Consider the following 25979-nt stretch of genomic DNA (forward strand, 5'->3'; position numbering starts at 1 on the left):
GCTAGCGAGATCATACGTCTCAAATATACGCAAAAACAATGAATTGCATGTAATGTTGTTCAACTTCCGTTGAGCAGAAATTGATAATTGCGACTGGACACGGGGAGCCGAATTGAAGCAAGTTCTCAACTCGATAATGGATTGGAGGACGTATTGGCATCCTGGCGCGTGATCTATGTTGATGATGAGAGCGACATTCGCGAGGTCGCCTCAATGGCATTGGAACTGGATGCTGCTCTTGAGGTGAGAACCTGTGCTGGAGGCCAGGAGGCCCTCGAGGTGGCGAGGAGCTGGAAACCAAACCTGATACTGCTCGATGTCATGATGCCTGGCATGGATGGACCCATGACCTTGGAGGAGCTTCGCAGGGACGCGATCACGCAGAAAATTCCGGTGGTCTTCATTACAGCGAGAACCCAGGCGCGCGATGTCGAGCGCTTTCTGCAACTGGGTGCAGCAGGCGTTATCGCCAAGCCGTTCGATCCTATGGCACTGGCGAAAGACGTGCGCAAATACCTGCCGGCGAGTTGAACATGGAAGACAAGCTTAATGAGCTGCGTCAGCGGTTTCTTGAGCGGTGCGGAACAAATCTTCCCCTGCTTCGCGCTGGCTATTCAATAGGCGAAGGTGCGGCAGTGGACGAGCAGGCGGATTTCCTGCGGCTCATACATTCCCTGGCTGGCTCCGGTGGCATGTTTGGATTTCCGGCGATCAGCAACGCTGCGATGGAACTCGAGACGGTTCTTCAGGAAAATGGCGGCCAGACAAACGAAGATATGGTAAAGACCTTGCTGGATGGTCTCATCGCGGCAATGAATGACGCGCTGGAGACCAGGCAGGACGTCGGGAAGTCCTGATTTATTTCGTCTGCTTGGCAAAGCCTTTTCGGGTCATCTGGCCCCATTCGCTGCCGCCGCGTGCGTATTGCCACATGCCCTTCAGGCGCCAGTAATTGTTGATTTGACGATAGCCGAAATTCTCCAGAACCGCTGCCCCGGTGAGAATGACCAGATCCCGTGCCCTCGGAAAACGCCGTAGTTCGACCTCCTCAAGGATCAGGGACATGACGCTGATGAAGACGCCGTAAGTGAAAACCAAGGCGGTGAAGGCGAGGAGATAGTCGAGCGCGAGAATACCAAGCAGCCAAAAGGCCGGCATGAGAATGTAGCCGAGAACCTCGATAACCGGCCCGATGACATCGACCAGGAATATGTGGCCAAAGCCGAGAAAGCCTATGCGGCCATAGCGGGGATTGAACAGCATTGAGCGGTAGCGGAAAAACACTTCCAGTGATCCCCGCTGCCAGCGCGACCGCTGCCGGCCGAGAACGTCAAGGGATTCGGGCGCCTCGGTCCAGCAAACGGGCTCCGGAATAAATTCAATCCTGTAATCGCGGTCGTTGTCCCGCATGTGGCGATGCAGCTTGACGATAAAATCAAGATCCTCGCCCATTGAGCCTTTTGTAAAGCCCCCCACCTCAACTGCCTCGCGGCGGCGAAATATACCGAAAGCTCCCGAGACGAGCATCAGTGTATTGATGCGACTCCAGGCGAGCCGCGTCATCAGGAATGCCCTTAAATATTCGACGATCTGCAGGAGCGGCAATAGTTTTCGGGGGAGCCGCACGTTCGAGACACGTCCGCCGCTGACCTCGGAGCCATTGGCGATCCGAATGGTTCCTCCCACCGCAATGGTCCGGACTGGATCATCCACGAATGGATGCACGGCGCGCAACAGCGCATCCGGTTCAAGAATCGAGTCTGCGTCGATGACGCAGAACAGGGGCGCCCGGGAAACGTTGATGCCAGCATTTTGGGCGTCGGCTTTTCCACCATTGTCTTTATCGACGACAAACAGGCGGTTGCTAAGCTGCGATGCGTAGATTCCCCGGATCGGCGCGTGCGACAGGGCTTCTTCGTATGGGCGGGTCACAAGACGCAGCTGATATGCCTCCTTTAGCCGGTCCAGTGTCGCGTCGCGTGAACCGTCGTTGACGACGATCACCTCGTAGGCAGGGTACTCCAGCGACAGCAGCGAACGCACGCTTTCAACGACATTCATTTCTTCATTGTACGCGGGCACCACCAGCGCAACCGGCGGCGCCACGTCGCTGTAGCGGCGCCACAGCAGTGTTGCCCTCGCAACCGGAGGGCGGCTGGAAAGTGCCATCGCTGCCAGCAGCAGCTGTAACAAATACACCGTCGTTTGTGCCAAACCGCACGTGATCACGAAACCTGCGATGATCGTGGCGCCCGTTGTGATCCAGTACAGCCAATCGTTCATTGTGCCTCGTACCCTTCTTCCGCGAGGAGCAGCGCGGCCGCCCGTTGACTGCGAGGTCTGCCACCCTTGGCGATGTCGACCAGCACAGTGCGGCCATCGACCCCCAGATCGAAAAGCGCCTTGCTGGCCGCGTACCGGACCAGCCACTGGTCATCCTCCAGGAGCTCGCTCAATTGCCCGCTGGCCCTGTCGAGGCCAATGCGAGCCACCGCCGTCGCTGCTTCCGCACGGACCTGCCAATCAGCGTTCGTCAGCGCCCGTTCAATTGCAGTTGCTCCTGCCGGATGTGCGAGTTCGCCTATTGCATGGATTGCTGCTGCACTGACCTCTGGCTCCCCATCCGCGATGCAGGCGGCAAACAGCGGCAAGAGCGAGTAATCGCCTGAAGTACCGAGCGCTTCGATCGCTGCGGCCCGGACGATCGAGGGCGTCTCTCCCGACTTCAGGATTTCTCTCAATTCATCCAATCGCTCCGCCGGAAGGTGGCGAAACAGACCAACCAATCGGCGCGAAGCCAAATCACCAGTGCCGAGTTGTTCCAGCAATTCCGCAAGTGGCACGTTGCTCCCGCCGGCGACAAGTCCAATTGCAGCTGAAAGTCGAACGTCTGCCGATCGATCCTTCAGCGCATTCTGAAGTGATACAGTGGTCTCGGGTCCGGGAAAAAACGGCAGAGCCTCAACCGCATGAATTCGGCTGGTCCGGTTGCCCCGGGCGGTGCGAAAAACGAGCTCTCGAGCGACCCCCGCGCGGGTCAGGACATTTACGAGGTTTGCATGTTCGTCCCCCCGCATGAGATTGAGAAATTCGAGCGACAGATCGACGGTTGTCGACATTGGAACTGTAGCCGCCTTGCTTAGAAATGCCTCTTGATCGCCGTCTTCGGTAAAGGCGAGAAATGCGGGAAGCAGTCGTTTCCGGGCCAGTTCGCGCCGTTCCTGCCTGTTGGCTCGAAACATACGCGCCGCGACAAGGCCAGTCATTACCAGTAGCGAGATGGCGGCAAGCAAAAGGGAAATGATCCAAAGGCCATACAACATCAAAACCGCCAGGTCATGCCAACGCCGTAAACGTCGCGATTGTAAGCATTCTCCCGTTCTTCATGGGCGAAGTTGGTCCGCAGCGTCACTTGCTCGTTTAAGTCGAATGAAAGGCCTCCGAAAATCGACTGTGTTGGGATCATTATGCCATCGGACGGTTCCAGCGCGTCGGAATAGCCAGCAAAGAGGCGCAGGCGATCGACGACGGACCAGTCCGCGCGGACCAGATAGCCTCCCGCATGGTGCTGCTGTTGATCGAACACATTGATCCATTTGGCCGTCAGGACCAGTTTGTCCGACCATAGCGACTGCTGCAATCCTGGTGAAACCGTTTCAACGTCGCCATCGCTATAGCGCTCGTATTTAAGATCAAGCGTTGCCGACAGGGGGCCGAAACGATCGGCGCCCTTTGTCACCAGAAGCGCACCACCCCCGCCAATGGCATATTGCGGTAGAAAATCCGCGTCGGGTGTGACTGAGGCAAACGCGTATCCGGAGAAGAGATCGCTGAATTTGTGCGCGATGCCGAGCTCCGCCTGCTGGTCCGAATGATCGAAGCGCGTGGCGGCGAAGAAGCGGGCGGTCAGTGTGGTATCTGGACCGAACGCACGCGACAGGGCGATGCTACCCTCTGACCAGTCTGGTTGCGATCCCGTCAAGGTGCTGTAGTTGCCGTCGATATCCAACCGCCAAAACTTGGGTGCAGGCGCATCGAGACGCTGTTGAACATCCACTGAATCCGGATCGAGGACAAGTGCCGCCTGGTAAGCCTGCAGTGCCGCCTTTTCCCGCCCTTGCGCGCGGCGGGCATCCCCCAGGCCAAGAACGGCATCGACATCGTTGCCATCAGCGGCAACGAGAGCTGCAAAGGCCGCTTCCGCTTCGGCTGCGTGACCCTCTAGAAGCAACACTCGAGCGCGCAAGCCCAGTATCTCCCGGTTATCCGGGGACGTTGAGGAGAGCGACTGCAACTGGGCCGCCGCTGCTTCGGTACCGCCTGTCCAGATTGACAAACGGACAAGACCGATCTTGGCATCAAGTGAATTCGGCGCAATGGCCAATGCTTTTTCGAAGCTGAGCCGCGCATCTTCAAATTTCTGTTGGTAGCCTTGGACCATTCCTAATGCGACCAACAGGTCGACATTGCGCGGGTCATGTGTCAGCGCCTTGTTGTACAAAACTTCCGCTTCGCCAAACCGCCCCTCCATACGCCGTTTGCGTGCTTCATCTGCCAGTTGAACAACTGGATCCGGACGCGGAACCGGAGCCGCCCCGCGTACAAGCTTGTCTGACTTTTGTGCTGCGGCGCGCGGCCGGGCTTTTTCCGCTTCTGCTTTGGCAATGTTCACTTGAAGGGCTTTGGCATCGGCATCATCGGGCCGTTCTGTCAGCACCTGATCAACGAACATCTTTGCCCCGGGAAGATCGCCACGCCTGAAAGCGATCTGGGCAAGACCAAACTTGGCATCAACATAAGCTGGCGATATTTCAAGCGTTCGCTTGAATGCCGTTTCTGCGCCTCCGATGTCTCCCAGAGCGAGGAACGTGAAACCAAGCTGAACCAGGACATCGGCATTGGCCGGCGCAAGTCTTGCGGCTTCTTCCAGCTTGGACCTTGCCTCGTCAAACCGGTCATGGAGCCGCGCGTCCACTCCTTCCTTGTAGAGGCGTTCTGTCTCGCTCGTCTGCGCCAGCGCCCAGGACGCACAGAAATTCAACGCGAGCGCGGCCGCAATCCTCCAGATGAAGCGTCGCGCCGGCATGCCTATCGCCTCGCAGCAAGCAGCCGGGAGATACGCGCGAGCAGTTCGTCTGGAATGAACGGTTTGACGAGATAATCGTCAGCACCCCGATCAAGTGCACTGACGATATCCTTCTCACTCTTGCGCGCGGTAAGCATGACAACCGGCATTTGCGCGAAATCCGGATGTTGCTTGATGTGCCTTAAAACCTCAAACCCATCCAGCATCGGCATCATTGCATCCAGAACAACAAGGTCTGGCTTTTCTGCCGCCATAGCTATGAGTGCGTCCTCTCCGTTTTCAGCGCGGATGACCAAATAGCCCTTGGCCTTCAGCTTATACTCAACGAGCTCAAGCAGCAGGGGATCATCATCGCAAATGAGGATTTTTGTTTTTTCGGTCATACAGATACCCAAGCCATGTCGTCGTTCAAAAATGTCGAATCACATTTAAGATTTGCACCGCAGGAATTTGCTACCTCAGCCCATGCAGGGCAAACCCGGAAAAAGATCGCCATGAAGGAAAGGTGGTACGGAGTCTGTCGATCGTTGCCAGCAACAAAGGCAGTTTCCCTTTAAAACTGATTCTGTCGCCGGAAACCTTTATCTCATGACTGAACGCATAAATCATCCCCCGGTCTAATGAAATCGGCTTATCTGACACCAACACAGCATCGGCTTCGGAAAAACGCACGACCTCAGCTGTGCCGGTGTTCGACCGAACATAGGTGCGGTGGACCTCGTCCGGAACCGGACCACTTTCCAATGCTATGATGATGTTGACACCGTGCAGGACGCCAAAGTTCAGCCACGGCTCGGACGCTTCCACAATCGCCTCATCACTGGTCCTGTAGGCCATCACGGTGAAGGACGATACAAATGATTGTATACGCTCGATCGCATCCCGCCCGTCAACATCGTCAATAAGCCAGAACGGAACGACGACCTCTATGTTGCTGCGCCATAGCCTGTGAAGTTCCTCCAGTGTGTAAGACCAATCTTTCCAGATTGCCTGTCGATCAAATGCATAGGCCGGCGATATGTATGGCTCGATATCATATTGGATGCCTGCGAGCCGTCCATTCGGCATGGCTGCGTCCTGAAATCTTGAGATAGCACTCGTGCGCGCCAGCGCATTCGTTCTTCCGTCGCCGCGAACCATCTGGGGATCGCCTTCAACAGCAAACACTGCAATGCCAGCATCGGCTGCTTCAGTCAAAAATGTCCCTAGCAACTCAGGATGCGCAACTTCACCCGCGGCGATGTCGAGCTGGAGATAAAGGCGATTGAGTTGCATGGATGTGGCCCAAGCGAGAATTTCGGCCGGGTTTTTCTGCCAGTCTTCCGGTTGCCAGACCCAGGATGCCAGGATAGGGCGGGTAGCCAGCTTCGCACCCGGCCGAAGGGCGATCGACCGGATGTCGATCGTGCCCGCTGTCTCAGGACAGAGGAGCACGATCTGTTCAGTGCCATGTCCAGGCAAGCCACGCCCGGCCGGATCCGGCAGCCACAATTCAACCGGTGTTGTCTTACTCTCGGGAAAGAACGGTGCAGTCGCTGGAACATCCGCTCCGGCCGCAACCGCTGCAGATCGGAACTGGCCGCGGGCAACACCCCCCATCACGATGGATTGGTCGAGGCCTTGCGGGATACGGTGGGCCGTTGGCTTCAGAATCAGACCCGCGGGCGCCGTGCCAGGCTTGCAGGTCAACTGCAGTCCATTGCGCTTGTTCTTGAACGACACGCGCTTTTCCCGCCCGAAGACCGTTCCATCCAACAGAGGCAACACGTTGGTTTCAAATGGCAAAAGGGGCAAACGCGGCGTTGCGCCGGTGTTTTCACCATGTGCCCGCTCGGGAACGAACTGCCCGTCTTTTGTCAAACCCTCGATGACAAGGCGGGAGGGCGCTTTGGCGCTTTTAGCGATGAGATCCATCCAGATGATGTCCGCTTGGTTCATAACGCTGTCTTGCCATTCGCAACCGGCACTATGTCGTTCGGTCTTGAGCAGGACCGGACCTGACCTTTCTTTGCACAAATTGAGCCCATCAGCGTTCGCGGATAATGCGCACCCGATCAGTAAGGCGGCTTGCAGCACCAGTGGTTCGACGCGAAGACGCATGGCGGCCATTCGTCATGTTTTCTCAGAGATTTTCGGCGACACGCTATTGGCCATGACATCGCGAATGACACGGGCAACGTCGATTTCTGTAGTTCTGGTCTTGGTCAACGCTGCCGTAACACTCTCTCTGAGGGCGTCGCTGATGTCCATCGCCGAGAAAATGATGACTGCTGTGCCTGTGGGGATAAACGGAAGGAGGTCGGCGCCGGAACCGTCCGGTAGGGAGAGGTCGAGGATGACGGTTGAATAGTTATTGCCGGCCAAATGCTCCAGGGCTTCAGCGCTTGTGGTCACCCCATCGATCAGAACATCATCGCCCAATGCGGCCGCGATCACCTCTCTGACGCCGGGATCATCCTCGATGTGCAGGATCCTTGGTTTACCGGCGGATGTTTGGCAAGCCTTGCGGATCGCCAGACCAAATCGCTCGGGATCAACCGGCTTTTGTATCCAATCCACCACACCAAATGCCGAGCCATTGATCGCGGCCTTGGCTTCGTCGACGATTGCAGAAATGACCACGACGGGTAACTGTTCAGTGGCTTTGTTAGCTCTCAGCTCCCTGAACACGTCGATGCCGCTTTCACCGGCAAGCCGGATGTCGAGGGTCATGGCCTTATAGTCGTTTTCTTGAATCATCCGGCGAGCCGAGGCAACACCGTGGGCGATATCGCAATCGATCCCTTCATTTGCGAGTAGAATTCTGATGAGCCTTGCAACGTCATGATCGTCTTCGACGACCAGAACGCGGTCCCATCCCTCGGGGACAGAAGGCACGGGCAATTCGACTTGCTCGGCCACGGGAATATCGATGTAGAAAGTGGTTCCCTGACCCATCTCGGATTCAAATGAAAGTGCTCCGCCAAGGCGCTCCGCGATCGCCTTGGAAATGGATAGCCCGAGCCCGGTGCCGCCTTTTTGTTTGGTATCGGAGGAATCGGCCTGTTCAAATTTGCCGAACATTCGCGATCGGAACGCTTCGGGGATGCCCGGGCCACGGTCACTGATGGCTACGCGGATGCCTTTCGGCCGGGGGTCGAGGGATATCGACACTTCCCCGCCTGGAGGAGAAAACTTGATGGCGTTGGACAACAGATTGTTCATCACCTGGTGGAAGCGGTCGCTGTCGACGAGCACCTCCGCTCCTGCTGTATTGTCCGTGACGGTCCAGCCGATGCTGTGCTCGTTGAAATAGCCGCTATTGGCCTCGACCGCCTGATCGATGAGCTGCCGCAAGCCATAGCGCTGGATATGGAACGGCATGCGACCGGATTCGATCCGTTCCATGTCGAGAATGTCATTGATCAATCTGACGAGGCGCTCGCTGTTTGCCTGGGCTATCTGGAGGAGCGCATTGGCCTTGGGCGGAAGCTCGCCCGCCGCTCCGCCGGTTATCAGACCCAAAGAGCCCCGGATCGAGGTCAGTGGTGTCCTCAGTTCGTGACTGACGGTCGAGATGAATTCGTTCTTCATCTGCTCGGCCTGCTTCTGGGCGGTAATATCGATCAGAAAGCCCTCCCACAGCGTCTGGCCGTTTTCATCTTGGCGCGGCTGTGCTTGACCGCGAACCCAGATTTCCGAGCCATTGCTCATGGAATAAGGCGTTTCCAAATCCCAGGCGGTTGAATTCAATGCAGCTTCCCGCAGCTTGGCGGTGACCTCGTCTCTGTAGGCGTCGGGCACCCTCGACATGGGATCGATGCTGCCGTTCACGAAATCCTCGGGCGAAACACCCAGCAGCCGCTCCACGCCTTTCGAGACGAACAAGAGCGTTGGCTTTCCTTCGGGAGATATTCTTTGCTGGAAGAACATGCCCGGCGCATTGTCGGTAACGCCTTGAAGGCGTGCGACGGCATCGCGCATCGACGCAAGGGCCCAGCGCCGCTGACGATCTCCGAGAACCAGCAGCCCGATCAGGATCGTCGCGGCAAAGTTTATCGGCAAGGTAAAGGGCAGAACGTTCTTCATCAGGAACAGAGCGGTTTCTCGGGGCAACAGCACGAGCGCCGACAGGGGCAGCACCGTGGCAACCAGACCCAAGGCTATAAGATCCTTAAGCGCCAGTGGCCGATTCCGTGCCACGAAATGCCGGTATGATGCGCCTCCGATCGCTGTTATCACGATGCCAACGACAGCGGTAAAAGCCCCGGCATCGAGCCAAAAGCGTACGGCAATCACGATCGCCGCGGTGACCGCTACGCCCACAATTCCGCTGAATCCGGCGGACAATGCGATCACGACATTTCGTGCATCCAAAAACATCCCCGGCAAGATTTCCAGGGGGTCGGCCATCGAGAGAAAACCGGCAATCCCGAAGATCAGCCCGACGATCAAACGTCTCGCCAGCGGCTTGCGATCCAGATTCGACCCGAGCAGGGCCAGAAGCAGCGCTGCCACTACGAGGACACTCGCGCTCTGGATGAGGTGAATAACTGTTTCGAATGACATCGGGCTTTTCCCTGTTTGGCTTGACGATAATAGAACCTAACCTAATAATTTACTCTGCAAACAGGTTTGGCGAGTGGAGACCGGTCGCAAACTGTCGCGATCAATGAATGCCGGCCGTCCGATTGGGGGTGTTCATCTGGCTCTGCCTGCAGCTTCCCGGCAGTTTTTGTTGCTCCGGCGGGCGTTGCCGCGATCTGGGAAGATATGGGGTTCCGGGGTGGAAAGTTCATCTGCAGGAAACACGTTCGCTCCTGCGAAACGCACACGATTCGATGCGGACGATGGGTTGGTCAGCAAAGGCGCAGCGGAGGAGAACGCCATAGTCGAACCGCGCTATATCTGAGAACGTTGGATTTGAAGGCGCGATCCACATCCTGAGTTGAGTGGGGACCGGTTATGTGGGGCGTGGTTTGCCGGACTGCTCCTGGACCATGTACTCCGCGTACCAGTTGGGCCAGTCCTCATCCCGGTGGCCGAGCCCCTTTTCGAATTCCCCGTGTGCCGTCTCCGCACGGCGTAGCGCGCCCGCGAGTTCCGTCGACGAGGTGAACGTCGTTTCGTTTACGTCCACGCGTCCGGGCAATCGCGCAGTCAATTCCTGGAACAGCCAGCCATTGCCGTCGGGGTCGCTGAAGGACGCGAAGGAGCGGTAGCTGCCGCGCGCGGGATCCGGACCGCCAACCCGCGTGCGTCCAAACAGATAAGGTTCGTCCGGACCTGTATATACATCGCCGGCGGGGTGAAACACGTCACTGACGTTGACGCCGCGACCACGCAGCTCTTTGCAGGCCGCCTCGATGTCGGAGACGATCAGGTACAGCCCTTGGGCGGAGCCGGGAGACGCCGCGGTGACGTTCTTGCCGAAGATGACCGAGCAACCGGAGCCAGGCGGTGTGAACTGGATCACGCGGAAGTCATTGCTGGCGAAATCGGCGTCGAGCCTCCAGCCGAGGCCTGCGTAGAATTCCTTGGCGCGATCAACGTCCGAAACCGGAATGACGACGATTTCGAGCTTCATGTCGACTGTCCGCGATCCAGGTGTCTCTGCTGTTGTCATGGCATCGTCCTCCTTGAGGCGTACTAAGACCACAGATAAGGGTAGTGCGGACAAAGATCGGTGTAAAATGAATTATTGTGATCATGCTCAACCCCATGGTAGCGTCCGGCCCTCATCGGATTGGATGTCGCGACTCCCGTAACCCCCAGTATTTCCTCTATCTATCCAGCGATTTTTTCCGGCGTGAGCGTCAATGGACTTCTTCAAAAGTCGGCCGTAATACCTCATACTTTCAAGCGAAATAGCAAAGCGAGTTCACAATATGCCACCTATCAATCTCGCCATCGTTGGCGTTGGCAAAATCGTCCGCGATCAGCATTTGCCTTCGGTGGCAAAAAGCGCGGATTTCAATCTTGTCGCGACGGCGAGCCGCCGTGGCACGGTCGATGGCGTGCCCGCCCACAAGACTATCGAAGCGATGCTGGACGCAGACCCTTCGATAGATGCAGTGTCTTTGTGCATGCCGCCGCAATATCGTTACGAAGCTGCTCATAAGGCGCTTTCGGCCGGTAAACATGTTTTCCTGGAAAAGCCTCCTGGAGCCACACTTTCCGAAGTCGCTGATTTGGAAGCGACGGCAGCAGCCAAGGGGGTATCACTCTTCGCGAGCTGGCATTCGCGCTATGCTCCGGCTGTTGAGCCCGCCAAGGCTTTCCTCGCTTTGACGCGTATAAAAAGCGTGAAAGTCATTTGGAAGGAAGACGTCCGCCATTGGCACCCGAATCAGGCCTGGATCTGGCAGGCAGGCGGGCTTGGCGTTTTTGATCCAGGTATCAACGCCCTGTCGATCGTCACCCATATATTGCCGCGGGCCGCCTTCATCACCGCCGCGACACTTGAATTCCCGGAGAATTGCGACGCGCCCATCGCGGCTGAGCTGCATTTGACGGACGCCGGCAACCTGCCAATACATGCCGTGTTCGACTGGCGGCAAACTGGAAAGCAGACCTGGGATATCATCGCGGAGACCGAGGCAGGTACCATGGTCCTCGCCGAAGGCGGCGCGAAGCTTTTGATCGATGGCGATCTCAAATTTGCGGAGCCTGAGCAGGAATACTCTGCGCTCTACGCCCGGTTTGCCGAAATCATAAAATCGGGGACGTCCGATGTCGATCTGGCGCCGCTCCGCCACGTGGCCGATGCGTTCTTGCTTGGGAAGCGGAAGCTTGTGGCGGCTTTCCTCGAATGATTTCATATGGGATGGTTGCAGGTGCTTTCATCCTGTTTTTCAAAGAGTTGGCTGCTTGCCTTGATGTAGAGGAGGCCCAGCATGGATCGATTCACCGGCGGTTGCCTGTGCGGTAACGTCCGAATTGTGGCGTCGGGACCCCCATACCGGGTCGGCATTTGCCACTGTCTTGACTGCCGCAAGCATCATGGCGCCCTTTTTTACGCTTCTGCGGTGTTCCCTCAGGATGCGGTGACGATCGATGGCGAAACGGGCGACTACGCCGGGCGTTATTTCTGTCCCCGCTGCGGCTCGTCCGTTTTCGCACGCACCGCAGATGAAATCGAAGTGTACCTCGGATCTCTGGATGCCCCTGATCAACTGATACCGACTTACGAAAGCTGGATCGTCCGACGCGAGGCCTGGTTGCCGCCATTTCCGCTTACGCGACGATACGACCGCAATCGCGAGGCCACGAGCCGTTTTGAGGAGTAGGCCGTGGGAGCGGTGCAAAGCCATCGTTACAAGGCAACACAGATGTATGCCCTGATCGGCATCTCGAACCAGATGCTTTCAAAGACGGCGCGTTCGGTCACGCCGCTGCCTCACTCTGGAAGACCGGCCTTGCGGTAGCCATCAACGAAATGTTCAAGCGTCGCAGCGTCGCGGAATGGCTCCGTCATGGCCCAGTGGCGGGTCGTGAAATGCGGGTTGCCGACGAGAAACAATTCGGCCTCTGCGCGCGCCTCGTCGAGACGGCCGAGTTGTGCGAGGCTTGCCGCCAGGAAACGGCGTGAGCTTGTGCGATAAGTCTCGTCCCTGCGCAGGGTCTCGACAGCGGCTTCGTATTCGCCGGCGGCATATTGCGCCTGGCCGAGCGTCAGGTAGTACCAGCTCGCCGGAAACGGGTTCAGCCGGAACGCCTTGCGAATGTACTCAAGGCCTTCATCGATCCGCCCGGCCAGGACCGCGATGTCGGATAGTGCCGCCCAAGTATCGGCTTCGTTGGGGTCGAGCTCGATCGCCTTGGCGAATTCCGCCTCCGCCTCGGCGAAGCTGCGCTCATAGGCAAGCAGGTAAGCCAGGATCCAGCGACAGCCGGCATCGTTTGGATCGATCGCGACAGCTTTGCGCGCCAGTTCCAAGGCAACGCTGCGGGTAGGTTCGGTTGGTCCACCGGAATGTACCCATCCCATCCAATGGTTCATGGCAAGCCAGCGATAGGCCTCGGCGTATCCCGGATCGAGTGAAATCGCACGCGTGAGCATCAGATGTGCTTCCTGCGCCGCCTGCGGCGAGTCATCCATCAGCCTTCGCGCCCGTACGCAGAGATCGTAAGCCTCGAGATTTTTGGGCCGATTGCGCGGAGGCGGTGCGCGCAGCCGCCCGAGCAGCGCCTCGACGATCTTGGCCGTCACCTCGTCCTGGACGGCAAATATATCTCCCAGGCTGCGATCGAAGCGTTCCGCCCAGAGATGATCGCCACTCACCGCGTCGACCAGCTGTGCGTTGATGCGCACGCGCCCCGCGGCGCGTCGTGCGCTCCCCTCCAGCAGGTAGCGGACGCCAAGGTCCTGTGCAATCTCGCGCACGTCCATCGCCTTTCCTTTGTAGGCAAAGGCCGAGTTGCGCGCGATGACGAACAGGCCGGAGGTCCTGGAAAGCTCGGTGATCAGGTCTTCGGTCAATCCGTCCGCGAAGGATTCCTGTTCGGGATCGTTGCTGACGGTAACGAAAGGCAGCACGGCTATCGATGGTTTGCTGGGTAGCGGCAAAGGTATCCGCTTCGCGCCACCGAGCTGTTCGATGGCCCCCGTGAAGCGGTAGCCGACGCGCGGAACCGTGACGATCCATTGACCGCCGTTGCTGGCCGGACCAAGCAGCTTCCGCAGCTGCGCAATCTGCACGGTGAGGTTGCCTTCCTCGACGGCGGTGCCCGGCCACGCGGCGTCCATCAACTCGGCCTTGCCCAGGATTTCGCCTGGCCGTTCGACAAGCGCCGCAAGCAGCTTTAGCGCGCGGTAGCCAACGGCAACGGAAACACCGTTCCGAAGGAGCGTTCCCGCACCCGAATCAAGCACGAACGGACCAAAGGCAAAATGGGATCCCATACGGCGCATCAATAGCCCGTCTAAAGGTTTTTGGAAACTATTGGGGCGCCAAGAGCGCGGTCCGGCTAGTCAAGCAAGACCACGGCCTCCACCTCGAAGAGCATGGGGTCAACGGCAAGCTTGGGAACGGGAATCAGAGTCTGCGCCGGCAGCGCGTCACCGAACATTTCCTTGACGTTCCGGGTCAAAATCTCAAGCTTGGACATATCGTGATTGACCACGTAGACCGTGAGCTTGGCGACCTGATCCGGTTTCGCACCAAGCCCCTCAAGCGCAGTGCGCAGATTGGCATAAGCCTGCTTGACCTGCGCGGCGAAGTCGGGCGACAGAGCTCCCGTGCTATCTTGGCCGCCTTGTCCGGAGATGTAGGCCACTTGGCCTCCGCTGGGCACTATCACCGCCGTGCTGTAGCCATTAGGCGACGGATCGTAGAGGTTTTTTGGATTGACGATGGTCAGCTTGAGATCATTCTCATTCGCTGTTGTCGCAGTGGGAACTCCCATGGTCATGAATATTAGCCCTCCGATGAGCAGATGCTTGGTTGCGCGTGACATGATTTTCTCTTGGCTCTGCGGACTGCGAGCAACGTACCTTCGTGCCGGCAGGATTGATCTTTAATCATAGCCGATGCGATTGACTCGTACGGCGTACGATTCAATCGCATCGTACGCCGTACGAGTCAATCGGTCAGGATCGACATTCGTCGCATTGTCGGCTTAAATCGACATTTCTGGTCAGCAAGGAAGACGGATGGCAGCCAAACGTAGCGGCGCTCAGGGCAAACGGTCTCAACGGATAGGTGTGTCACTTCAATCCGTGCAGGAACCACGAAGTGAAACGCCTCTGTCTCTGGAACGTATCGTGGCGACCGCGGTAGAAATGCTGGACGCCCAAGGGGTCGAGGGATTGACGATGCGCAAGTTGGCCGATCGCGTCGGCTCCGGCGCGATGAGCCTGTATTGGCACGTCGACAACAAAGAGCAGGTCTTTGATCTGGCACTCGATTCAGTGCTCGAATATCGCGGATCGCCGCAAACAGTTGAGTCTCAAGACTGGCGCGGCGAAGCCGTTCATATGCTCGAAGACTGGCGTGCGAGCATGCTACGCCATCCCTGGTCGGCAGCGCTGTTGCCGCGCCGGGCACTCGGCCAGAACATCCTCAACCGCCTGGAACTGTTGGGCAAGACCTTGTCCAGAGCCGGTGTAGCGGACGCAGATCTGAACGTCGCGATATGGTCGCTGTGGAACTATGTGATGGGCGCCACCATCACCCGGGCGAGCTTCGACCGCTCGGACGACGACAGGGCCGCCGCGCAGCAGCGCCTTGAGCATCTCAGCGAACGCTACCCGACAATCGAACGCACTCGTCTGCTGTTGGACAATGATTGGGATGGCGCCTTCCGGAAGGGACTCGACTTCGTGCTTGATGGCCTCTCGCCACGACAATGAACTCTTCCTTCCTCTCCCACGCAAATGAGTAAAAGGCGAGACTCAACGCGATTGCATCCGGTCCGCCGGTTTTAGAAGTTTTTGGAACTATTTGGGAGAGTTTAAGTACGGCACCGTTTGGATACTGCAAAGTCCGGCTTCATTCAAATAGAGGCTGTTTCGAAATCCACATGACTGCCGAAAGCACGACATCACAGCGAGAGTATCGGGTTCCGTTGGCAGCAATGGCGGGCCTCATCGCGACCGTCACGTTGGGCGCGGTGGCGGCCGGGGTGACCTATCCGCTGCTCAGTTTCATCCTCGAGCGCCAAGGCACATCACCCAGCCTGATCGGCCTGTCGGCAGCGATGATGCCACTGGGCTTCATCGTATCGGCGTACTTCACACCGGCGCTGGCGCGGCGCGTGGGCGAGGCGCGGCTGGCCATCCTGTGTTCGATCCTGGCAGCAGCCACCCTGGTTGCGATTGCCTGGACGCAGGATGTCTGGGCCTGGATGCCGCTGCGTTTCCTGCTCGGATTCTTCACCAAACCGCCTTATGTGATCAGCGAAACCTGGCTGATCTCGATCACGCCCGCGTCGCGCCGGGGCCGCATCATGGGCCTCTATTCAGCAATCGTTTCGGGCGGCTTCGCTATCGGTCCGTTGTCGCTTGGCCTGGTCGGCACGGAAGGGTGGCCGCCCTTCATAATCGCCGTCATGGCTCTGCTTCTTTGCGGTCTGATTGTGCTTGCCGTCGTTCCGCGCCTGCCGCAGATGCCGCACGAAGGCCAGGCAACATCGGTCGGCGGCTTCTTCGCACTGGCGCCGCTCCTGTTGTTTGCGGTTTTTGCCGCAGCCGCTTTCGAGCAGACCCTGATTTCGTTGTTCGCGGTCTACGGCGCCGCGCTGGGCAGCTCCGAAAGTCGCACCGCTTCGCTGATCGCCTGTTTCATCGCAGGCGATGCCGCGCTGCAGATTTTGCTCGGGCGGCTGGCCGACCGGTTCGGCTCGACGCGGATCATGCTGTTCTGTGCCCTGACTTCGCTGGCCGGTTGCCTGGCTCTGTCGGCTTTCTTCCACTCGTGGCTCATCTGGCCGCTCGTCTTCGTCTTGGGCGGGGTTTCGTTCGGGATCTACACCATGACATTGATCCAACTCGGCGAGCGTTTCGCCGGTCGGGCCTTGATCGCCGGCAACGCAGCGTTTGCGCTGGTCTGGGGATTCGGCGGCATTGTCGGCTCGCCCGCGACTGGACTGACGATGCAACTGATCGGACATCAGGGGCTGCCATTGTCCCTTGGCCTGTTATGCTGTGTACTGGCGGTGTTTCTGATGGCGGAGAGGCGTGATTGAAGCACTTGCCCGTGCCGCATATCCGGACCCGTCCAAATCGCCTGTTTGCGGCGCGACGGGCGCGTTCAACGATAGCCGTCTCCGGTTTGTTGATTATTACTTGCGAAGTCGGGTGCGGATTGACCCTGTAACCATGCATCGATGCCTTGTGCCGCCGCTCGGCCGGTGGCAAAGCAGGCAGTAAGGAGATAGCCTCCGGTCGGCGCTTCCCAGTCAAGCATCTCCCCGGCGACAAAAACGCCTGGGATCGTCTTCAACATGTATCCGCCATCAACGGCGTTCCAATCAACGCCGCCCGCCGATGAAATAGCCTCTTCGATAGGGCGCGGCCGCAGAACCGGGACCGGCAAAGCTTTGATAAGCTGGGAAAGGCGTTCCGGATCGGCAAGATCAGCGTCACTTCCGAACTCCCGCAAGAGCGCAGCTTTTACGCCTTCAATGCTCGCCCCCTTGCGGATACGACTGGAGAAACTTGCCTTGCCGTCTTGCCGCGCGAGGTCCCTTGCCAGCCGTTCCGCGGTTCTCCCGGGCATAAGGTCGAGTATGAGCGCCGCCTTGCCCTCTGTTTCAAGACGGTCGCGCAAACTCGCAGCGTGCGCATAGACGAGGCCGCCCTCAATGCCGTCCCGTGTTACGACGAGTTCGCCAGGAAATACACCCGCGTCCGATGAAGCAGTCACCGATTTCACCGGCTCGCCGGCGAACCGATCCCGCAACATTGCGGTCCACTCGATATCGAAACCACAATTTGCAGGTCGGAATGCGCTGACCTCGACACCCTTGTCGCGCAACCAGGACATCCAGGCTCCGTCGGATCCCAGCCGAGGCCAGCTTGCACCACCAAGTGCCAGCAGCACCGCATCGCATTGGACGGTCTTTGACCCGGCAGGAGTGTCGAACGCGTAACCGTTCTCGGCAAAACCCGTCCATCGATGCCGGGTCAGCAGCTTGACACCGCGCCCTTCGAGCCTGCCAAGCCAGGCACGCAGAAGCGGCGAAGCCTTCATGACCCTTGGAAAGACGCGGCCGGAGGATCCGACGAAAGTCTCCGTGCCAAGTCCGGTCGCCCAGTTGCGCACATCATCCGGCGTGAAGGCGTCAAGGGCAGGGCGCAAGCGCTGTGCGGCGGGGCCGAAGCGTTGCACGAAGCGCGCATAATCCTCGGCATGAGTGATGTTAAGGCCCGACTTCCCCGCAAGCAGAAACTTGCGGCTTACCGTCGGCATGCTGTCATAGACTGTCACGGAATGTCCGCTGGAGGATAGAACCTCCGCCGCCATGAGGCCCGCGGGCCCGCCACCGATAATTCCGACCTGTTTTGTTTTCATAGGGCTGCCTGACCACCGAACTCGTTCGGCCAAGTCATGGCCTGCGCGGGCATGAAGTGCAAGGCAACTTGATCAGCGTGACAATAGCCGGTGAAGATACTTTCCGGCGATCGGGAGCCCCAGATCAGCCATCACCCATCCGCTTATTTCCAGACCTCGATCTTGGCGATCTTGTTGTCTTTGGTCATGGTGAGCTTGTACTGCTCGAACCGTGTCCTGTCGTCGCACGTCACACGGACAACTGTCGGCCCCATCGACGACAACACTTTGTCGACTTGCGCGTTGGAGACCTGATCGCACCAGAAACCCGCATTGCGGATTGCTCTGGCGGTCCTGCGTTCAAGCATGTTCGTCTGTGCTGATTGGGCGGACGCAACATCGCTGGCGCACAGAAAAACCAGAAGAGCGGGGAGGATATACTTCATGCTGACCCCATCGAGATGTTGCGCAGGCACGCAAAATAGTACCGGTCCTGAATGGAAACCCATTATGCGTTGCAGCATGCTTTGCCGTGGCAATCATTGCAACGATGTTACTGTAACAGCTTTGACGCGGCAAATATTTTGCACCAACATTTGGCGGGGCAATGGGGTGCCTCCCTCCTGTTGCCTCACCTGAGCGGGTCCGGTTATTGATGGCTGGCCTCCCTTGCCAGCCAAAGCCGCATTGGCGGATAATTCTGGACCCGCTCGGGTAGATTGTGTGTGATTTATTCTTGGGACGGCGCAGAATTTTGAGGGCATAGTAAGTAAAAGAGTCTTTCAGGGGCAAAACGAATGAATACTGCGGCGATCCGGGACATCACCATCAAGGCGAGCGTCCTGTTTGCACTCGGCTTGGCTCTCGTATTTGGCTGTATAGCGGTTTCACAAGCACAGACCGCAGTGTCATCACCCCCTCCTGAAAAGGTCGAACAGCTCCTGAAGCTGTTGGACGATCCGGATGTCAAAGCCTGGATCACCGCAAAGGGTGCGCCGCAGGCGGCGGAGACTCCGGCCGCCCCTGCAGCGGATGAGATTATGCTTTGGTCGAACGCCGTTCGAGCGCATTTGCGGGGACTGGGGCAAGCCGTTCCGGCAATTCCTGCCGAGTTTTCGGGGGCAAGCTCCACGATAATGACCGAGATCAACGGGAGAGGTCCGGGAGCAATCCTGCTCCTGTTCGGCGCATTTGCGGCCCTCGGCTTCGGCGCCGAATTTGTCTTCCGGCGACTGGTCAGCCAGGCGATACGGCGGAACGTTACACCCGATGCGGTCGAGGGAGGCACGCCCGCACGGCATCACGTGATCGGCCGGTCGATCTTCGCAGCCATCGCACCCTTGGTGGTCTTTGCTTTGGCCAGCATCGGTGCGTTTCTTGCTTTCACCTGGCCCCCGCTGCTGGCCATGCTTGTCCTTCCCATGCTTGTCGGCCTGATTGCCTGGCGCGTGATCACGCGGTTGACCGCCATTCTCCTGGGATTTCATCGCGGGCAATCACCGGCAGGTGAGCACGGCAAAATGCGTCTCATTCCGATGGATGATGTGATGGCCGGCTTCTGGTATCGGCGCGTTGCCTTGTTCACAGGCATCTTCTTGACGGGATGGGCGGCTGCGAGAGTGATGACCGCACTCAATTTCACACCCAACGTCAAGAGCCTGATCGTCTACTTCATCGGCCTTGGGCTTCTGGCGGTTGCACTCGAAACCGTATGGAACCGCCCTGAAGCCCCCATTGCTTCAAGAGCCTACCGCGTCAAGGAGTGGCTGCTCACATTCTATCTGTGCCTGCTCTGGTTGTTGTGGGTCGCCGGCATGAGCGGGGCGTTGTGGGTCGGCATCTATGCGCTCATCCTGCCACCGATTTTGAAGTCAACCAGCACGATCGTGAAGTCGTTCTTCTCTGGCCCTGATGATCAGGCAAAGCCCAGGAATCCGGTCTTCGAAGTCCTCATAGAGCGTGGGGTAAGGGTGGTCATCATCGCGCTCGCGGCGGCTTGGCTCGCCGCAGTCATTCGCTTGCGTGCAAGCGGATTGATGGAGGACGAGGCTGCCAGCCGGATCATCCGCGGCGTACTGAGCGGCGTGGTGATCCTGCTTGCCGCGGATCTGATCTGGCATATGGTCAAGGGCCTCATCAATCAGCGCATCGAGCGCGCCCGCATCGAAGGCGGCGACGAAGCCGCGCTGGCCCGCAGCGGACGGCTGATGACCCTGCTGCCGATCCTGCGCAATTTCCTGGCCGTGCTGATCGCCGCCATCGCCGTCATGATGGTTTTGTCCGGGCTTGGCGTGGCGATCGGTCCATTGATTGCCGGCGCCGGCATATTCGGCGTTGCTATCGGCTTCGGCTCGCAGGCGCTGGTCAGGGACATCATCAGCGGCGTGTTCTATATGACCGATGATGCGTTTCGCGTGGGGGAATATATCCAGAGCGGCAGTTACAAGGGAACCGTCGAATCCTTCAGCATACGCTCTGTCAAACTGCGCCACCATCGCGGTCCGATCTTCACCGTTCCGTTCGGTACCCTGGGTGCCGTGCAGAACATGAGCCGGGACTGGGTCATCGACAAATTCCTGATTTCGGTGAATTACGACACGGATATCGCCAAGGTCAAAAAGCTGGTGAAGGGCGTTGGTGCCGCGCTGCTCGAAGATGAGGAATTCGGCCCGCAAATCATCGAAACGGTAAAAATGAAGGGCGTTGAGGCTTTCGGCGATTATGGCATCAACCTCAGCTTTGCCATGATGACGAAACCCGGCCACCAATCCACCATCCGGCGGCGTGCATACGCGATGATACGCGAAGCGTTCGCGGAGAACGGTATCGGATTTGCGTCACCGACCGTTCAGGTTGCCGGCAACGAGGATCATTCTGCCGGTGCTGTTGCGGCGGCCACAAGAGAAACCATGGCTCGCAAGAAGGCTGCAGAAGCGGCGAAAGCAACCGAGGGGGAAGGCTAGGTCGTTACAGGCCTCGGCGTTCCTTGTGAAAGATTACAAGTTGCGCAAGTGTCAGTGGAGGAGAAATGAACCAGCCCTGACCAGCGTATGACACGTCTGCAGCGGCGAAATAATCACGTTGTTCCTCGGTCTCGATGCCCTCGACGATGACGCCGAGCTTGAGGGCGTCTGCCATGTCGAGGATTTGCGGGACAATCGAAACCTTCACGGAAGCTGTTCCGACCGTACCGGTAAAGGCGCGATCGATCTTGATCGTGTCGACGTTCAGCTGTTGAAGATTGGCCAAACTTCAATAGCCAGTGCCGAAATCGTCGAGATAGACAAGGTGCCCAAGTCTTTGCAGCATGGCGACGGCTGCGACGGCAACATCGAGTTCTGCGGTCGATCGCTCCGTCGTGAATCGCGGCGGCCCGGGCGGAAAGGTCCGGTCTGGCAGGTCAACTCAAGGTGCAGGTTTGTTTCTCGATGTACGTCGGCGCCGCGTCAATACGGCATTCACGGCAAACTTGGCCATCGCTTCTGAATCGCGGTTGCCAATAATGAACGCCGCCCGCACAAATCGCGCCAGCGTGCCGAATTCAGGATTAGTCATATCCGTAATATTCAGCCGCTTGGCGGCGTCTTCGAGTGCCACCTGCATGAGTTCGCCGTCCGATTTCGAATAATTCGGATTATCATCTCCCAGAAATGTCAAATGCGTATCCCACCCATTCCGTCACGGTGTTCTGAACGTCTCTGCTCAGTAAATAATTCCAAGCGATTGGCCGTGCGAAGTAATATTATGAAAATAACTTGCTATTTAGCCAGCACGCATAGGTTGAGCCGTTAAGCGGGATTCAACTGATTGGATATTATACATTGGAAACGTACTATCTCCGATTGAATATTTCACTCATGAGATCCAATACGATCACAAGATCGCTGCGCATGTTCTGGCGGGAACACCTCCGTTGACTTTTGACGGTTCTGGTGGCGCACTTCCAGCGCAGCACACCCCCAGACTATGCCGATCAGCAACCAGAAGTGGCGCCAGTGATCGGTGTCGATGACATTGCCTATTGCCACGTGCATCACATAGACGAGATATGCGCACAGCAGGAATGGTTGCCAGGGTCGTTCGCGGAAGAGAATGCGCAAACCCAGCGCCAGCGTCAGCATTGTCAGTGTCAAATAGCTGATGAACCCGATCCAGCCATAGTCCAACGCCGCCTTGAGCCAGATATTGTGCGTATCCTCGCCGAAGATTGGACCAAACTCCAGCGGGCCAATGCCAAAAGGATGATCGATAGACATCAGCAAGCCGTACCAATGGCGTGCGAAGCGTCCAAATTGGGCATCGTCATAGTCCTGGACCAATTGAGCTCGCGCGGTGAACAGTTCGGCGACGCTCGGAATTTGCAGGGCAACAACAACAGCGAGCACCACCACGACGACCGCGAGGCAAGCGAGGAGAATGATCCGCAGCCGAAACAGCCGGTCTGGGTTTCTAACGAACAGGAGCAAGGCAAGACCCGCAATGATCAGCGCTGCCATGCCCCATGCCGCTCGCGAGAAGGAAAGGAATATGCCGAGCGTGATGATGAGAATGGGTATCAGGCGAATGGGAAGTGCGCGCAGGTCACCCACCAGTACGCCGTGCACGAGCCACGCCAAGGGCAGCATCAGAAAGGGGCCAAACACGTTAGGATCTTGGAATGCGCCCATGGCGCGGCCATAGCGTGTGAAAACTTCAGCGCCGGGAAAGGCATCGAAATAGCCGAGTATCCCCAACAAGGACGTGCAGACCGCGGCGAGAATATAGGCGTTGAAGATAACCGGCAGGATACGGTGGTTGGCGTTGATGATTGCCGCGAAGAAAACCGCCGTGACACCGAGGAAGAGCGAAACGGCAATGTACATGGGCGCCGTCTTCAGGTCTGGCATCTGTCCCATTGAAATCACACCGCCGATATTGAAGACGACAAGAATGGCGAGCAGAACTGAGACGGTCCGCGACAGACGCAGGCCAAACAGTGCCCAAATGCCGATGAGGCCCGCCATATAGAGCTCGTAGGGCGCAGGTTCGTCGATGACAAACCCGCTGAGAAACACGCCGAAACCAACCGCCGTCGTCGAAACAAGCTTGACCAGGGCGCGGTTCTTCGCGGCGTGACTGACGCCGGCATCCCGCCCTTGGTCAGTCGTTGCGCTCAATAGGCATTGTCCGTGTTGAGGAGGCGGATCGGCGTCAGGAACAGGATCTTCAGATCGAACCACAGCGACCAGTTCTCGATATAGTGCAGGTCAAACTCCGTGCGCTTCTTGATCTTGTCGTCGGAATCGATCTCGCCGCGCCAGCCATTGATTTGTGCCCAGCCCGTTACACCAGGCTTGACCCGGTGGCGGGCAAAGTAACCGTCAACGACCTCGTTGTAGAGAAGGTTACGTGTATGCGCGGCAATCGCATGCGGCCTTGGACCGACAAGTGAAAGCGTCCCCATCAAGGAATTGAAGAATTGCGGCAGTTCGTCGATCGAACTCTTGCGAATGAAGCGGCCGACGCCCGTAACACGCGGGTCATTCTTCACCACGGCATTGCGCGCCGTGGGATCACACATCTCCGTGTACATGGAGCGGAATTTCCAGACTTCGATGATTTCGTTGTTGAAGCCATGCCGCTGCTGCTTGAAGATGACGGGGCCCTTGCTCTCAAGCTTGATCGCTATTGCGGTGGCGATGATGATTGGGCTGAAGACCACAATGCCGAAGAGGCTGAAGAATATGTCGAAGGCCCGCTTGGCCACCGAATCCCAATCGTTGATCGGCTTGTCGAACAAGTCGATCATCGCGACGGAGCCGATATAGGAATAGGCGCGGGGCCGGAACTGCAGGTGATTGTTGTGCGCGGACAGCCTTATGTCGACCGGCAGCACCCATAGTTTCTTGAGCAGCGACAGCACGCGCGCTTCCGCGGTGATCGGCAATGAAACGATCAGCATATCGATATGGGCGATGCGGGCGAATTCGATCAGTTCGGCGATATTGCCAAGCTTGGGATATCCCGCAACGATCGCCGGCGACCGTTTGGCGTCACGATCGTCAAAGACACCACAAATGCGGATATCATTATACGGCTGCTGTTCGATCGAACGGATCAGGTCCTCTGCGGGTTTGCCACCGCCGACAATGACGGCACGGCGCTCCATCTTGCCGTTGCGGGCCCAGCGCCGGATCAGCCGCGACATGACCAGCCGGAACGCCATGAAGGTGATCAGTGAAGCGATGAACCATGTACCAAACCAGACGCGCGAAAAATCCTCGGATATCTTTAGAAAAAACCCGGCCAGCGACATCAGGGCGAACGCACCGGAGACAATCAGGATCAGTCGCCCGAACTTGCCGAACGGATCGCGTATGACCGCAAGCTGGTAGCTATCCGTAAATTCCAGCAGCAGCACACTGAGCGTCGCCGTTGTCACGATCGAAAGGGAATAATGAAAGAGCGCATTCGCGGAGGGGCCGACATAGATAAGGAAGACCGTAAACCCGGCCAGAACCAGGATCATGAACTCGATAATCCGCATGGTACCGCTAACCATGACCGGCGAATTCGTATTGCGCGCATATTGCGAGGCGATTGCATGAGCCATCGGGCTCAGTTTGGCTTTGGCGCTGGACAATGTTGCAGGATCAGGCGAGAGGTTGCGAACAACATCGCGCGAAAAACCGTGTTCCGCTTTTCTGTCTTTCATGATGCATCCTGAAGCGTCGAAGGGCTTCTCACTAGCACAGATCAACTAAGAAAAGCTTGAGAGAAAGCAAGAATACAGCGTGAATTACCGGCCAAGAGCAGCAAAATATTCTGCTTCGAGACGCATCGCCATATTTTCGACGCTGAACTTCTGCCGCAAAACCTGCGTGCCCGGAAGCAATTGCTGAAAGCCTTCCAGATCATTTATTGCGGTAACCATACCGCCGGAAAGACTTTCAGCTTCCGGTTTTACGAGGGCGGGAGATGCTTCACCAAGGATTTCCGGAATTCCTCCGATCTGGCTGGCGATCACGGGCCGTCCAGCGGCGAGCGCTTCAAGCACGATGTAGGGCAGGGCTTCTGCCCGCGACGGGATGACCACCACTTTCGCGAGCCGGAACGCTTCGCGCGCCTTCATTGGCATCAGAAAGCGAATGTTCCCGGACATTTGTCCTGCTTGGGCTTGTTCGATCAAATGGTTGCGGTCTATGCCGTCGCCGACCATTACGGCCGTCAACGCCCGCCCGCTCATCGCGCTCCCGCGTGTGAGAGCATCGATGAAGATGTCCGGCCCTTTCAGCGCACGCATTTCGCCGATGAAAAGGAAGTCTGCAGCGTCTGGACCGGGTGTGACGGGTTCGAACTCGCGGTTCGCCAGTCCATTATAGATCAGCGCGTGACCGCATCGGGGTTCGCCCACCTTCCGCGCGTAAACGCCTTGTTCGAACTTCGAAACGAAAATGATCCGGTCGGTCATCCGCTCCATAAGTCGTTCGACACAAAAAATGAACCGCCCCTGCAGCGTTGCCAGATCGAAGTGAAGGCTACCGCCATGCGGCGAATAAAAACGGGCAACGCGAGAACCGGATGCCCGCAGCAGTGAGCCGAACAGACGCGCGTAGGTGCCACCTTTGGCGCCATGCCCGTGGAGAACGTCCGGCCGCGATTTCTTGATGATCTTGTAGGTGCGGATCGCCGCCACCGCATCGCCGGGACCGATCTGCCGCTGCATGGCGATGCGTTCCAGTCCAAGCTCGAGCTTGCCACGCATTTCGCCCAGCATGGATTCTTCGAAATCGCCACCCGATGATGCATCGCAGATAATGCCAACCTTGTGGCCGGCCGCGACCTGAGCGTCGATGAGATCGCGCACATGGCGAAAAATCCCGCCAACCGGGGCGCGAAAGCAATGAACGATCCGGAGGGAATGGCTGTCGGGCATACAA

The 25979-nt window shown here is 57.9% G+C and carries 23 protein-coding genes; 7 read left to right on the forward strand and 16 right to left on the reverse strand.

Annotated elements, in window-relative coordinates:
* Nucleotides 1-153: 153 nt before the first annotated feature.
* Nucleotides 154-531, forward strand: coding sequence for a response regulator (locus tag CU103_RS15395; protein WP_106664916.1), 378 nt, complete (start codon nt 154-156; stop codon nt 529-531).
* Between the two features lie 2 nt (nt 532-533).
* Nucleotides 534-857, forward strand: a complete 324-nt coding sequence (locus CU103_RS15400) for an Hpt domain-containing protein (protein ID WP_106664917.1) — start codon at nt 534-536, stop codon at nt 855-857.
* A 1-nt stretch (nt 858) separates the two neighbouring features.
* On the opposite strand, the gene CU103_RS15405 is transcribed toward CU103_RS15400, so the two are convergent.
* The 7 genes from CU103_RS15405 to CU103_RS15440 all read right to left on the reverse strand — a co-directional run bounded on the left by CU103_RS15405 (nt 859) and on the right by CU103_RS15440 (nt 10691).
* On the reverse strand, nt 859-2283 hold the full coding sequence (locus CU103_RS15405; RefSeq protein ID WP_106664918.1) for a glycosyltransferase family 2 protein: 1425 nt from the start codon (nt 2281-2283) through the stop codon (nt 859-861).
* On the reverse strand, nt 2280-3323 hold the full coding sequence (locus tag CU103_RS15410; protein WP_106664919.1) for a HEAT repeat domain-containing protein: 1044 nt from the start codon (nt 3321-3323) through the stop codon (nt 2280-2282). Before CU103_RS15410 ends, CU103_RS15405 begins: the two co-directional genes overlap by 4 nt.
* Nucleotides 3323-5086, reverse strand: coding sequence for a tetratricopeptide repeat protein (locus tag CU103_RS15415; protein WP_106664920.1), 1764 nt, complete (start codon nt 5084-5086; stop codon nt 3323-3325). The genes CU103_RS15410 and CU103_RS15415 overlap by 1 nt, the downstream gene beginning before the upstream one ends.
* A 2-nt stretch (nt 5087-5088) precedes the next feature.
* Nucleotides 5089-5469: a response regulator transcription factor gene (locus tag CU103_RS15420; RefSeq protein ID WP_106664921.1), complete on the reverse strand. Its 381-nt coding sequence runs from the start codon at nt 5467-5469 to the stop codon at nt 5089-5091.
* Between the two features lie 70 nt (nt 5470-5539).
* The gene (locus CU103_RS15425) at nt 5540-7024 is read right to left on the reverse strand and encodes a hypothetical protein (RefSeq protein WP_146147805.1); all 1485 of its coding nucleotides are present in this window, start codon (nt 7022-7024) and stop codon (nt 5540-5542) included.
* A gap of 174 nt (nt 7025-7198) precedes the next feature.
* Nucleotides 7199-9634: an ATP-binding protein gene (locus CU103_RS15430; RefSeq protein WP_106664923.1), complete on the reverse strand. Its 2436-nt coding sequence runs from the start codon at nt 9632-9634 to the stop codon at nt 7199-7201.
* Between the two features lie 394 nt (nt 9635-10028).
* Nucleotides 10029-10691 (reverse strand): VOC family protein, encoded by a 663-nt coding sequence (locus tag CU103_RS15440; RefSeq protein WP_106664925.1) that lies wholly within the window; start codon nt 10689-10691, stop codon nt 10029-10031.
* A 262-nt stretch (nt 10692-10953) separates the two neighbouring features.
* Between CU103_RS15440 and CU103_RS15445 the strand changes: the two genes are divergently transcribed.
* Both CU103_RS15445 and CU103_RS15450 read left to right on the forward strand, forming a co-directional pair.
* Nucleotides 10954-11880 (forward strand): Gfo/Idh/MocA family protein, encoded by a 927-nt coding sequence (locus CU103_RS15445; RefSeq protein ID WP_106664926.1) that lies wholly within the window; start codon nt 10954-10956, stop codon nt 11878-11880.
* Nucleotides 11881-11961: 81 nt separating this feature from the next.
* Entirely contained in the window at nt 11962-12354 is a 393-nt protein-coding gene (locus CU103_RS15450; RefSeq protein ID WP_106664927.1) for a GFA family protein, read from the forward strand.
* Nucleotides 12355-12464: 110 nt separating this feature from the next.
* Here the strand turns inward: CU103_RS15450 and CU103_RS15455 are convergent, their stop codons facing one another.
* Both CU103_RS15455 and CU103_RS15460 read right to left on the reverse strand, forming a co-directional pair.
* Complete coding sequence (locus CU103_RS15455) at nt 12465-13979, reverse strand: winged helix-turn-helix domain-containing tetratricopeptide repeat protein (RefSeq protein WP_106664928.1); 1515 nt, start codon at nt 13977-13979, stop codon at nt 12465-12467.
* A gap of 56 nt (nt 13980-14035) precedes the next feature.
* Nucleotides 14036-14524: a RidA family protein gene (locus CU103_RS15460; RefSeq protein WP_106664929.1), complete on the reverse strand. Its 489-nt coding sequence runs from the start codon at nt 14522-14524 to the stop codon at nt 14036-14038.
* A gap of 196 nt (nt 14525-14720) precedes the next feature.
* Between CU103_RS15460 and CU103_RS15465 the strand changes: the two genes are divergently transcribed.
* Complete coding sequence (locus tag CU103_RS15465; protein ID WP_106664930.1) at nt 14721-15419, forward strand: TetR/AcrR family transcriptional regulator; 699 nt, start codon at nt 14721-14723, stop codon at nt 15417-15419.
* Nucleotides 15420-15589: 170 nt separating this feature from the next.
* Complete coding sequence (locus tag CU103_RS15470) at nt 15590-16753, forward strand: MFS transporter (protein WP_106664931.1); 1164 nt, start codon at nt 15590-15592, stop codon at nt 16751-16753.
* 65 nt (nt 16754-16818) lie between these two features.
* On the opposite strand, the gene CU103_RS15475 is transcribed toward CU103_RS15470, so the two are convergent.
* Nucleotides 16819-18081 carry a TIGR03862 family flavoprotein gene (locus tag CU103_RS15475; RefSeq protein ID WP_106664932.1) on the reverse strand — a complete coding sequence of 421 codons (1263 nt, stop codon included), beginning with the start codon at nt 18079-18081 and terminating at the stop codon, nt 16819-16821.
* Between the two features lie 143 nt (nt 18082-18224).
* Entirely contained in the window at nt 18225-18506 is a 282-nt protein-coding gene (locus tag CU103_RS15480) for a hypothetical protein (protein ID WP_106665003.1), read from the reverse strand.
* A 351-nt stretch (nt 18507-18857) separates the two neighbouring features.
* Between CU103_RS15480 and CU103_RS15485 the strand changes: the two genes are divergently transcribed.
* A complete protein-coding gene (locus CU103_RS15485) occupies nt 18858-21023 on the forward strand; it encodes a mechanosensitive ion channel family protein (RefSeq protein ID WP_106664933.1) in 2166 nt (721 codons plus the stop codon).
* A 4-nt stretch (nt 21024-21027) separates the two neighbouring features.
* Here the strand turns inward: CU103_RS15485 and CU103_RS15490 are convergent, their stop codons facing one another.
* The 5 genes from CU103_RS15490 to CU103_RS15510 form a co-directional block, all read right to left on the reverse strand.
* Nucleotides 21028-21309, reverse strand: coding sequence for an EAL domain-containing protein (locus CU103_RS15490; protein WP_106664934.1), 282 nt, complete (start codon nt 21307-21309; stop codon nt 21028-21030).
* Nucleotides 21310-21465: 156 nt separating this feature from the next.
* A complete protein-coding gene (locus CU103_RS15495; protein ID WP_146147806.1) occupies nt 21466-21663 on the reverse strand; it encodes a hypothetical protein in 198 nt (65 codons plus the stop codon).
* Nucleotides 21664-21911: 248 nt separating this feature from the next.
* Nucleotides 21912-23216 carry an O-antigen ligase family protein gene (locus CU103_RS15500; RefSeq protein ID WP_106664936.1) on the reverse strand — a complete coding sequence of 435 codons (1305 nt, stop codon included), beginning with the start codon at nt 23214-23216 and terminating at the stop codon, nt 21912-21914.
* On the reverse strand, nt 23213-24754 hold the full coding sequence (locus CU103_RS15505; RefSeq protein ID WP_106664937.1) for an undecaprenyl-phosphate glucose phosphotransferase: 1542 nt from the start codon (nt 24752-24754) through the stop codon (nt 23213-23215). The genes CU103_RS15500 and CU103_RS15505 overlap by 4 nt, the downstream gene beginning before the upstream one ends.
* An 84-nt stretch (nt 24755-24838) precedes the next feature.
* Complete coding sequence (locus tag CU103_RS15510) at nt 24839-25975, reverse strand: glycosyltransferase family 4 protein (RefSeq protein ID WP_106664938.1); 1137 nt, start codon at nt 25973-25975, stop codon at nt 24839-24841.
* Between the last annotated feature and the right edge of the window lie 4 nt (nt 25976-25979).

Origin of the sequence: Phyllobacterium sophorae (assembly GCF_003010965.1) — a bacterium.
GTDB lineage: Bacteria > Pseudomonadota > Alphaproteobacteria > Rhizobiales > Rhizobiaceae > Phyllobacterium > Phyllobacterium sophorae.